The sequence below is a fragment of the Weizmannia sp. FSL W8-0401 genome, assembly GCF_038009125.1.
GTDB classification, from domain to species: Bacteria; Bacillota; Bacilli; order Bacillales; family Bacillaceae_C; genus Weizmannia; species Weizmannia coagulans.
The window spans coordinates 670170-681827 of the sequence record NZ_JBBPAG010000001.1 but is presented as its reverse complement, the minus strand read 5'-3'; the positions used below and the strand labels follow the sequence as shown (position 1 = coordinate 681827).

At 46.6% G+C, this 11658-nt stretch carries 9 protein-coding genes; 3 read left to right on the top strand and 6 right to left on the bottom strand.

Annotated features, from left to right (window positions below; translation table 11 throughout):
* The first annotated feature begins 279 nt into the window (after window positions 1-279).
* Window positions 280-1332 (top strand): lactonase family protein, encoded by a 1053-nt coding sequence (locus NSU00_RS03150; RefSeq protein ID WP_340702320.1) that lies wholly within the window; start codon window positions 280-282, stop codon window positions 1330-1332.
* Window positions 1333-1543: 211 nt separating this feature from the next.
* On the opposite strand, the gene NSU00_RS03145 is transcribed toward NSU00_RS03150, so the two are convergent.
* The 4 genes from NSU00_RS03145 to NSU00_RS03130 all read right to left on the bottom strand — a co-directional run bounded on the left by NSU00_RS03145 (window position 1544) and on the right by NSU00_RS03130 (window position 5109).
* Window positions 1544-1852, bottom strand: coding sequence for an MTH1187 family thiamine-binding protein (locus NSU00_RS03145; RefSeq protein ID WP_013858492.1), 309 nt, complete (start codon window positions 1850-1852; stop codon window positions 1544-1546).
* A 92-nt stretch (window positions 1853-1944) separates the two neighbouring features.
* Window positions 1945-4074, bottom strand: coding sequence for a YhgE/Pip domain-containing protein (locus tag NSU00_RS03140; RefSeq protein ID WP_340703406.1), 2130 nt, complete (start codon window positions 4072-4074; stop codon window positions 1945-1947).
* A gap of 194 nt (window positions 4075-4268) precedes the next feature.
* Window positions 4269-4817: an HD domain-containing protein gene (locus NSU00_RS03135; protein WP_017554123.1), complete on the bottom strand. Its 549-nt coding sequence runs from the start codon at window positions 4815-4817 to the stop codon at window positions 4269-4271.
* 103 nt (window positions 4818-4920) lie between these two features.
* On the bottom strand, window positions 4921-5109 hold the full coding sequence (locus tag NSU00_RS03130; RefSeq protein ID WP_026685048.1) for a hypothetical protein: 189 nt from the start codon (window positions 5107-5109) through the stop codon (window positions 4921-4923).
* 230 nt (window positions 5110-5339) lie between these two features.
* On the opposite strand from NSU00_RS03130, the gene NSU00_RS03125 reads away from it, so the two are divergent.
* A complete protein-coding gene (locus NSU00_RS03125) occupies window positions 5340-6554 on the top strand; it encodes a 3D domain-containing protein (protein WP_285957800.1) in 1215 nt (404 codons plus the stop codon).
* A gap of 210 nt (window positions 6555-6764) precedes the next feature.
* Here the strand turns inward: NSU00_RS03125 and NSU00_RS03120 are convergent, their stop codons facing one another.
* Both NSU00_RS03120 and NSU00_RS03115 read right to left on the bottom strand, forming a co-directional pair.
* Window positions 6765-7703: an L-lactate dehydrogenase gene (locus NSU00_RS03120; RefSeq protein ID WP_328194228.1), complete on the bottom strand. Its 939-nt coding sequence runs from the start codon at window positions 7701-7703 to the stop codon at window positions 6765-6767.
* 424 nt (window positions 7704-8127) lie between these two features.
* Window positions 8128-8418, bottom strand: coding sequence for a hypothetical protein (locus tag NSU00_RS03115; protein ID WP_235601585.1), 291 nt, complete (start codon window positions 8416-8418; stop codon window positions 8128-8130).
* A gap of 344 nt (window positions 8419-8762) precedes the next feature.
* Between NSU00_RS03115 and ppc the strand changes: the two genes are divergently transcribed.
* Entirely contained in the window at window positions 8763-11471 is a 2709-nt protein-coding gene (gene ppc, locus NSU00_RS03110; protein ID WP_445684498.1) for a phosphoenolpyruvate carboxylase, read from the top strand.
* Window positions 11472-11658: the final 187 nt, after the last annotated feature.

Genomic DNA, 11658 nt, shown 5'->3' with positions numbered 1-11658 from the left:
TCTATCATATGGCATCCGGGATGCAGCGATGTGTAGAATTTTGTCGATTACTTTATTTTATCAAAACATCTCCAGCAAAAAGTTTCAGTTCGCTTTCAATTTTGATACAAAAATGAAACATTTGCCATATTTTCGCTTGCATGCCGGCAATTTTGAACATGCTTCCCGTTTATCACGCCGTTTCCGCTCATGGCATCATACCCGGAAAAGCGCCGGAATGAACGGGAAACGTTTTCTATGTTATAATATTCACATTACAGATGGGAAGGAGCATCAGCCATGGGAAAGACAAAATGGACAGGGTATGCCGGCACCTATACAAAAGGCGCCAGCGAAGGGATTTACACCTTTACCCTTGATACAGAAAAAAAGCAAATTGAAGATGTGAAAGTTGCCGCCAGACTGGGCAATCCAACTTATCTTAATATCACGGCAGACAACCGCAATCTGTATGCCGTTGTCAAAGAAGGCAGCCAGGGCGGGGTTGCGGCTTTTTCAATTGATGCGGAAACCGGTGCTCTAACAGAGTTGAACCGCCAGTTATCCGGCGGCGCCTCCCCGTGCCATGTCAGCGTGGATTCAGCCAAGAAAACGGTCGTCTCCGCCAACTACCATAACGGGACGGTCAGCGCCTATCTGACAAACAAAGACGGCAGCCTGCAGCCGGCAGTAAGTGTTATCGAACATACCGGCTCCGGCCCGAACCCTGAACGCCAGGAAAAACCGCACGTCCATTTCGCAGACTTTACCCCGGATAAAAAATATGTCGTCGCGGTGGACCTCGGCAATGATACGATTACAACGTACGCGCATGATGGCGGCAAATTAACGGAAAAAGCCGTCCTTTCCGTCCGCCCGGGAAGCGGCCCGCGCCATCTTGCCTTTCATCCAGGCCGGAAATTGGCCTACTGCATGACAGAATTGAGCAATGAAGTGATTGTGCTCGAATTTGACGAAGCTTCCGGCACGTTTAAAGATGTCCAGTATATCAAAACGATTCCGGAAGATTTTACGGAAAACAGCCAGGGAAGCGCAATCCATCTCTCTTCCGACGGCCGTTTTGTTTATGCCGGAAACCGCGGCCATGACAGCATTGCCGTGTTTGCAGCCGGCCCGGACGGCAAACTGTCCCTTGTTGAATACACTTCAACCGAAGGAAGCTGGCCGCGCGACTTTGTGCTTGACCCGACCGAAAAATTTGTCGTTGCCGCAAACCAAGAATCGGGCACGCTCGTTTTATACGCCCGCGATCCGGAAACCGGGATCCTCACTTTGCTGCAAAAAGACGTCCCGGTTCCGGAAGTGGTTTGTGTAAAATTTTTGCACGGGTAAAATTTTAGCGATTCAAAAGGCGGGTCCCGGTCCGCTTTTTGCTTTTTCCGGGGAAATTCTCATCATTTTATCATTTTCATTTCACAAGTTTTTCTTTTTCATGTTTTACATTTAGGACAGCGGCAAGGAATTGCAGCAAACCATATTTGGCCAGGCTTCCCCCAGAGCCTGGCCAAACCTCCTTTTATCATACCGGCCTTGTGCCGGTTTTTTATTGGCCGAGTTTTTCGGCGACGGAGGCCAGTTTTCCTTCCATCGTGAGCTGTTTGTCCCTGCGGTCGTCGATGCGGATATTCGTTTCAACACGCTTTACGCCATTTGAAAAAGGGATTTCATGCAGTTTTTCAATGATTTCAAACAGGTCATGGATGTCCCCTTCTATTAAAGTGCTCATCGGGGTCAGCTTGATTTTCACCCTTCCCTGTTCTTTTCCCAGCGCCTTCTCAATCTCCGCCACATATTTGCTGATGCTTGTTGAATCCGTTCCGACCGGAAATATGGTAATATCGGCAATTGCCAATGCAATCCCCTCCTAATATTCTTCTTTCTTATTATAAACCAACTTTATTTTTCATGTCTTCCTTCTCATTTTTCTTGTCTATTCCGCTTTTTTCATTCGAATAGCCCGCTTTCTTTCCCTTTTCTTGTAAAACGTTCGGTCATACGGCTGAGCAGTTTCTTGGCTGCGGTCCCGAAAATAAGCGCAATTGCCAGAAATCCTGCCAGATAAATGATATCTGTGATCACAGCCTCCATCAGCATCCCGCCAACAGCTTCACGCATTAAGCCAATTCCGTAAGTAAATGGCAGGAGCGGATGGATATGTTGAAAGAAAGACGGTTCCATCTGGATTGGAAAAGTGCCGCCCGAACCGGAAATTTGCAGGACAAGCAGGACAATCCCAAGTGCTTTTCCCACATTGCCAAAAACAGAAACGAGTGTATAGACCATCACGGTAAAAACAGCACCAATCCCGATACCGAACAAAATAAACCAGGCTTTTTCCTGCACATCCACATGTAAAATAAAAAGATCGCCCGCCGCCGTTATCGCCGACTGGAAAAACGCAATCGTTAAAAACAGGTACAGCTTGCCGAAATAGATTTGCCAGCTGGCATATGCGCCGCCATGGTGGTGTTCAACCGACAGCAGGGATACCAATAGCATTGCCCCCACCCAAAAAGACAGGACTGTATAAAACGGAGCCATGCCCGCACCGTAATTTTTGATTGGATATAGGACTTTTTCTTTCAGCGATACAGGCTGCTTTAAAAATTCGCTTTCTTCCTGTGCATCGTTCTTCAACAATTGAATCCACTGGTCTATATTTCCCTGTTTTTCAAACGCCCGGATTTTACCAGCCAGTTCCCTGATTTTTCTCTCAGCAGCCGGCAGTTCCGTTTCAGCCGTTTTCAATTTTGCTTTCCCGATTGCAAGCCCGGTTTTCGTATCGCGGAGAATCGCCTGGATTTCCGGCAGGCTGCCTTCCAATTTTTGAAACAGCTTGTTTGCTTTTGCACTGTCCTGCCCGGCTTGTGCCACAAATGTTTTTAAATCCGCGGCGATGGCTGCACCATCGTTTTCAAGCAGGCTGCCGGCGATGGCCCCGGCACGGCCGGCTTCCTGCTTTAGATCTGCCTGCAATGTTTCCGGCAGCAACCCGTTATTTACCTGTTGGAGCATTTTCCCGTTTAGGTCCTGCTGTTTTTGAAAGGATTGGCTGAGTGCAATAAACCGGGCTGCCATACGCTTAAGATGTTCCGAACCGGTTTCTTCAGCAGCGGTTCGGAGCAAATCACTGAACGCGTCAGAGATTTGCTTGCTATTTCGCAAAATCATCGTATTTTTTGGCGCTGTTTCTGCAATTTTCGTATTGTCTGCCAGCATACTCACCTGGTTCGAGACTGCAGGGGCGGCATTCAGCGCTTCCAGTCCGTTTTTGATCACGGTATCCGTCTGCTCAAGCAAACTTTCGGTGTTTCCAAAAAAGCGGGACATATCCCCTGAGACGGTTTTGCCGCGTTCTGCAAGCCGCATCACATCAGGCATCGCAGCTTCTGCCTGCTTTCTTACTGCGTCTGCTTTCGTAATATCCCGATCTGCCGTCCTGATGATCCGGTTAAGCTCCGGAATGTCTCCCTCCAATCTAAAAACCCATGCTTTAAAGTTTTCAATATCCGGCAAATCCCTTTCAAGTTCAATGCCGATTTGATTAAACATTGTAAAAATCGCTTTGCTAACGGTTTTTACAAATTGCGCACTAATTTGCTGTGTAATGGCAGACGCACCCGACCCTGTTATTCTAGGCGCAATCGCATTGATTTTTTCATTAACGGTATAAGTAATGACCGGTTTCTCCGGCTTATCACCCAGGATGGAAGCCAGTTTTTCCGAAAAATTTTCCGGGATGGTCAGGCTCGCATAATATTCTCCGGTCTTTACGCCGCGTGCGGCTTCCTTTTCCTGCACAAACCTCCAGCCGAGCGCTTTATTTTGTTTCAACTTTTTCACGACATCATTACCGGCATGTACTTTTTTTCCGTTGATCGCTGTCCCCCGGTCCAAATTCACAACGGCTACTGCAATTCCTTGTGTGTGGCCGTATGGGTCCCAGGATGCCTTGATGTTAAACCAGGCATACAATGACGGAAGAATGATCAAGGCGGCAATGATCAGGCTTGCTGCCCAGTTTGTTGTCATTTTTTTCAAATCAGTTGCATAAATCCTCCATACCTTTTTCATTGGCAGCCTCCAAGTGTTGTTGTATCTTTATGTTTTCCAACCGCTTGAGCTGTCATGCACACGCAAAAAAGCCTGTGCGTCTCCGTTTTCGCACAGGTAACGTTAATATGATGAATGAAGGCCGGTGCCCATATTCGCAGTTTTTCAAGCAACAAGTCCGTTATTTCACCGGCAATGTCTTGCCCTGCACTTATTCATGTCCGGATAACGCCGAAAACCTGCTTTATTTCCGACTGCAGCTGCTCCAGTAAAGGAAAAGAATGGTGCAACGCAATAGTTTCTGCAATCTTTCTATAGTACCATTCCTGCTTTTCTTTTCCACGGCTAAACGCATTCCACACGCTTTCCCCGCTTTTTCGCAATTCTTCGTGTATCGTTTTCAAGTTATGGAGTTTATCTGCGCATATGAGCATACAAATTTCCTCTTCTGCCGTTTTTAATCGCTCGATGGTATGCTGCTTCCGTTCCTCCCACCGCACATTTTTAGGCGGTTCAGTGCAGGCTTCAACAATCCGGGCAACATTGCTTCCAAACTCGGCTTTTATCTCCTCGTTTGTCACCGCAGTATCTTCAACCGTATCATGAAGAAGCCCTGCTGTGACCACTTCTTTGCGGCAGCCTTCTGTTAAAAGCATCATGGCAACCGCATACGGATGCGCAATATACGGCAGGTCGGACGCTTTCCGGTATTGGCCTTCATGTGCTTTTGCCGCAAATTCAATTGCTTTTTCCACCATTTCCATAAGAAATTCCTCTCTTCATACAAAGCTGCTTTTATCATCATACCAAAACGGCGCGGCTATACATGAATGAAAATCGAAAAGCTCAGCACTACTTTTGGACTTCTTAAACATCAAAAGAATCCTTGACCGGCACAAAGGCACAGAATATTCCTTCCCATCCTGTCTGAATTGAAAAAGAAGCTGATCCTTGCTTCTTTTTATCTATTTTCTTTGCCTTTACCCCCGCGAATTCTTTTATGTTATCACTTTTTCCCACTTCTCGATATGCTTTATCCGACCATTGCTTGAGCACAGTGATTTGCCGCTGTACCCGCTTTATTTCTTTTTGCTGCTTTTCATACGCCTGGAGGCAAAAGCCTTATAACTGCCCATCATTAGCCGAAAAAGCACCCAAATCTATCTTTTCCCTTTTTCACATAGATTGAATCCGTTTTCATTCTCGTAATATGAATTTAATCGTATTGTAATCTTCCTTTCTGCCTATTTGTGTTATAACAAGAGTACGGAGAAGGGAGTTGTCTTATGCACTTAAAAAGGCGAATTGCAGTTATGGCGTTTGCCATATTCGTTGGCACGGCACAACTAAATGCCTATGCAGAAACAGATCAAGGTTCCTTACAGAAAAAATTGGATGAAAATACGCAAACCATTCAAAAGAAAGAATCGGAGAAAAAAGCCGTCGAAAGTAAAATGGAAAATTTACAAAAAGACTGGAACGCATTGCAATCATCCATTCAGAAAAATAAAGAAAATATCGCAGCAACTGAAGCGAAAATCCAGTCAGCAAAAGATTTGATTGAAAAGAAAAAAGAGGAAATCGTAAAGCTGGAGGACCAAGTTTCTGCACGGGAAGGCGTGATTAAAAAACGCCTCGTTGCCATGCAAAAAAACAACCAATACGACTATGTGATTGAAACGATTTTAAACGCGGAAAGCATTGGCGACCTGATCAACCGGGTCAGTGCAGTCGCGACACTGCTGAACGCTGATACAAGCCTTTTGGATCAGCAAAAAGCGGACCTTGCGAAAATTGAAGCCGATAAAAAAGCCATTGCAGACCAGGAAAAAGTGCTCGAACAGGAGCAGGCAAACTTGAAAAGCAGCCAGGCAAAACTGCAAACAAATTTAAAAGAAAAGGAAAAAGCATTGTCGGGATTAAAATCGAAGTATGACAGCATTCAAAATGAGCTGTCAAAAGCGGAACAAAAACAAACCGACTTGAATACGAAAATCAGCAACCTGCAAAAAGAAATAAAGGCACAGCAGGCGGCCGCAAAAGCCAGGGAAGAAGCCCTCGCAAAACAAGCGAGCGAAGCTGAAGCCGAAAAGGCAGCGGAAGCGCAAGCTGAAAAAACAGCAGAAACACAAGCGAAAAAACCAGCGGAAGCCGGTGCCGGGAAAACGGCCGGAACCAAATCCACCGCATCTTCCGGCCACAGCACGCCACAAGGCAAATCCTTTTATGTGACGGCGACATCTTATAACCATGAAGATACGAAGCTGGATATTACCGCTTTGGGATATAACATTAAGAAAAACCCGAACATGAAATTGATCGCTGTCGATCCGTCGGTCATTCCGCTCGGCAGCAAAGTCTGGGTTGAAGGATACGGGGTTGCCATCGCAGCCGATACCGGCGGTGCCATTAAGGGCCATATCATCGATGTCCTGATGCCGAACAAAAAAGCTTCCATCGCATGGGGGCGCCGTACGGTCAAAGTGATCATATTGAATTAAGAAAAAGCAGCCTTGAATCGATTCAAGGCTGCTTTTCTATATCCGCCTATGGCAGGCCCGCTCCTAACCCCGGTAAAAAACAGGCCCATGCTTTTCCCGGAAAGCGGGGCAAGCATGGGCACTTTTTTCGGCAGTCCGCCTTAAGCAGGCGTCGGGATTTTTTTCAAAGAAAAAGCCGGGCCTCCCATAAAGCCCGGCCGGCACAAATGCTTACAATATCGGTGCCATTGTTTCTTTTAGCACTTTTACAGAATGATTGAACTGTTCCTGTTCTTTTTCGTTCAGTTTGATTTCAACCACTTCACGGATGCCCTGGCGATTGATGATGGCCGGAACGCCAATGTACACATCGCTGTTTCCGTATTGGCCTTCAAGAAATGCAGAGACCGTCAATACGCTGTTTTCATTGTTCAGGATTGCCCTTGTAATCCGGGTCAGGGACATCCCGATGCCGTAAAATGTGGCCCCTTTTCGTTCAATAATATGATAAGCCGCATCTCTCGTATTGACAAAAATGTCATCTAACGTCTTTTCGTCAATAATTCCTTTTTGTAGATAGCTTTCAATCGTATCGTAACCGATATTTGTATGGCTCCATACCGGAAGTTCCGTATCGCCGTGTTCGCCGATAATCGCAGCATGCACATTGCGCGGGTCAATTCCAAATTGGGCGCTCAAAGAGTTGCGGAGACGCGCGGAGTCAAGCACTGTGCCCGAACCGATAACATGTTCTTTCGGCAGGCCGGACTCTTTCCAAGTTACATATGTCAAAATGTCAACCGGGTTGCTGGCAACAAGAAAAATCCCGTTAAAGCCGCTGTCCATGATGCTCTTAATCATGCCTTTAAAAATTTTTGCGTTTTTGGAAACAAGATCAAGCCTTGTTTCGCCCGGTTTTTGCGGGGAACCTGCCGTAATGACAACGAGATCGGCAGTGCCGCAATCGGAATAATCGCCTTTCCAAACGCGGGTCGGCGTAGGCGCAAATGGCAGGCCGTGGTTCAGGTCCATGGCTTCCCCTTCTGCTTTTGCTTCGTTAATATCGATTAAAACAAGCTCTTCTGCAACACCCTGATTAATCATGGCGTAGCAGTAACTTGTACCAACTGCACCCGTTCCAACCACTGCAATACGATTGACTTTTTTCATGTATAATCTTCCTCCCCATCAAAAGTAAAAAATATTTCCACTGTATGAAAGCAGTTTTGCAAGCCCGGCATGGCGAGCCCCTATCCAGTCTATGGATATTGTGCCAACTCCTAATGGATTCCATACTGCTTTTCCTTTAAAGCAGGACGATTAAACTTTTGCAGCAAATGCTGCCGTGCGGTTTGTGAAAAAGATGGACGGCATGCCCTTTTATGGCTGAAATGGATCGTTCCGTTCATTTTCCTTCATTCCACATGGGTAAGTATACCACTATTTTTGTGATTAGATTCACATATTTTATGGCGAAAATTTGAAAATTTGCTTGCCCAAATGCCCGGTTTTAAAGGAAAATGACGGTTTTTCAAAATTATCCGTTTACATTTTTCACAAATGGCTTTATTTGAAAGAGCCAGATATGTAAGCGTTATTCATTCTTGTGCTGATTTTCACAAAGTTCCCCGGGCGGAGGAATAAATGGCTGATCCCGCCCAAATGATCTCTGCCATTTTTGCTCCTGAATGCCTGCCCTCCAAAAAAGCGGGTGCTGCCCGCTTAAAAGAATCTGCTTCACATGCATGGAGGCGTGCCCGCCAGACATCGACAAAAACGCAACTGTACAGCCATTCAATTGTGCATCAAAAATGAACATCGTGTGGACAGCCAGTACGACGGGCAAAATAAAGCCGACCATAAAATCAACTTCATATAAGTGCACTTTTTTCTCTCCATACCGGCTGCTTTCATTTATTATCAAAGAAGAAGAGACCGGTTTCAATGCCAATTCTTTTCTTTCCATTCTCGGTACTTGCCATGTAAAAACACGAATGATATTCGCAGTTGACTTTTAATTGTTCGCGTTTTATCCTTAATTTATCCCTTTATGCGGGAAATGTTCCTTTACTGGTTTTTAATTTTATAAAGTATTAGACTTTTTTCATTTTACAAGTATAATAATAAGTATCATTTTCTTTGTGCATTTTTCTGACCAAATGAAAGGAGCGATTATCCTTGCATCAAATTGATGAAAAGAAAGCCCACCGGATGGCCCTGCAGGCAGACATGGATTTTCTCGCCGGGCTGCTGGATAAAGTGATCCTATTTGAAGGCGGCGAAGCATTGCTCAAAACAATCCAAAATATTCGCTCCCTGGCACAAAAAGCGAGGGAAACCGGCGATGAGGCTTTCTACCTTCAATTAAAAAAAGAAATTACAGACCTGAATCCGCCAGAACGGCAGGAAGTCATCCGCGCTTTCTCTACCTATCTGCAATTATTTAATATTACCGAGCAAAATTTCAGAATTAAGCGCCGGCGGGAGTACCAGTCGGAAGATACAGACCAGGTCCAACCGCGTTCACTTGAAGATGGCATCGAAACGCTGCGGAAAGAAAAAGTGCCGGCTGAAATGGTTGCAGAACTGCTGAACAGTTTATCGCTTGAGCTGATTATAACGGCACACCCGACAGAAGCAACGAGGCGGACCATTCTGCAAATCCATAAACGCATTGCAGACCTTTTAAAAACGCTCGAATTTACAAGCACCCGTTATGAGAAAAAAGTTATTGAAGAAACGATTTTGAATGAGATTACCATTTTATGGCAAAGTTCCGAAATCCGCGAGAAGAAACCGTCCGTTCTCGACGAGGTGAAAAACGGGCTTTATTATTTCGACAATGTCCTGTTCGACGTGCTGCCGCGCATACACGAAGACCTAGAAGACTATCTGTACGAATCGTACGGACAGCGTTTTAAAGTCCCTTCTTATCTTCATTTCGGATCGTGGATCGGCGGCGACCGGGACGGGAACCCGAACGTGACCGCGGACATCACCTGGAAAACGCTCGAGATGCAGCGTGAACTCGTATTGGAAAAATATAAAAAGTCGCTTACCACACTCCGGGAGCTGCTCAGCCATTCTGCCAAAAAAATAAGCGCCAGCCATACCCTGCTTGCGTCTGTGGAAAGCGAAGAAAATACAATGCCAGCTGCAAAATTATGGCCGACAAAAGATGAAATTTACCGCAGAAAGCTGGCGATTATGATCCATAAACTGGAATGTGTGGGAAAAAGCAATGGCGGCTACCAATCCGCAGAGGAGCTCCTTGCCGATCTGTATATGATCCGGGACAGCGTGAACCAGCACCATCCGGCCGGGCATCCGATTAAATTGCTCCGCAAAGTTATCCGCCAGGTCGAATTGTTCGGGTTCCACCTAGCATCACTCGATATCCGCAACCATAGCGGCGAACATGAATCGGCACTTGCCGAGGTGCTTTATAACGTCAATATCGCGAAAGACTATAAAAATCTGCCCGAAAATGAAAAAGTCGCGGTGCTCCTGAAGGCTTTAAACGACCCGCGGCCGATGATTTCAATCTATGATACGTTTACGCCGGAAACGCAGGAAGTCATCAACACATTCCGGATGATCAAACGCGCCCACCAAACATTCGGCGAACGGTCCATCCAGGTGTATTTGATCAGCATGGCACATTCGGTCAGCGACGTGCTGGAAGTGCTCGTGCTCGCAAAAGAAGCCGGCCTGTACCGCGTCTACCCGAACGGCGAAATTTTAAGTGAGATCCATATCGCCCCGCTTCTTGAAACGATCGAAGACTTGCGGAACGGCGCGAAAATGCTCGAAACCCTTTTCCAAATGCCCATTTACCGCAACCATTTAAAGGTGCGCGGCAATCTGCAGGAAGTCATGCTCGGCTATTCCGACGGCAGCAAAGACGGCGGCACGATGACGGCGAACTGGCAGCTGTACAAAGCACAGAAAGAGATCCACGAAATGGGTGCCAAATACGGCATTAAGCTGAAGTTTTTCCACGGGCGCGGCGGTTCACTCGGACGCGGCGGCGGCCCGCTTTATTCAAGCCTTTTGTCCCAGCCGCCGGTTACACTTGGCGACGGCGTGAAAATCACCGAGCAGGGCGAAGTGCTGTCATCGCGCTATTTGCTGCGCGACATTGCCTACCGGAGCCTTGAGCAGGCGACATCCACGATGATGTGTGCCATCACAGAACAAAAACAGAACGAGAAAAATGGCAAAACGCCAAACGAAGAAGCTGTCAGGGCAATGGATAAAATTTCCGAATATGCGCTTGAAAAATATCAGGAACTCGTCTTCCGCGACCCTGACTTCCTGTCTTATTTCAAACAGGCAACGCCTTTAAATGAGATCGGTGAACTCAACATCGGCTCCCGCCCGATGAGCCGGAAAGGGAGCGCCCGTTTCGAAGACTTGCGCGCCATTCCGTGGGTATTTTCCTGGACGCAAAGCCGCCAGCTCCTTCCCGCCTGGTACGCAGCCGGGACAGGCCTGAGCAAATATGTGGAAGAAACCGGCAATTTCAAGTTGCTTCGGGAAATGTATGCATCATGGCCGTTCTTCCATGCAACGATCAATAACCTGCAAATGGCATTGATCAAGGCGGAGCTTTCCACGGCTGAAGAATATACAAGGCTGGTGAAAGATCCTGAAGTTGCCGGCCGGATTTTCGGCCTGATCAAAGCGGAATATGAACTGACGAAGGAAATGGTTTTAAAGATTGCGGACCAAAAAGAGTTGCTGGATTACACGCCAAACATTAAAGAATCAGTGCGCCTCCGCAACCCGTATGTCGACCCGCTGAACCTGTTCCAAGTCTACCTTATTTCGCAACTGCGTGAACGCGAAAACAAAGATGAAAAAGCCCGGCACCTGCTGATGGAGGTCCTGCTTACGATCAACGGCATCGCCGCAGGGCTCCGGAATACAGGCTGATAGCAATCCCAAAAGCTCTTTTTAAAACAAAAAAACCGTTGGGAAAATCATTTTTTCCCGGCGGTTTTTCTCATTTTCCGGATGTTTTTCTGAAGGGCTGCCCCGAAAAGGCTGGCGGGAGCCCCCTTTTTTGACGGAAATGGTAAAAAGAATGCAGCACTTATTGTATAATGGGTTTAAGAATATG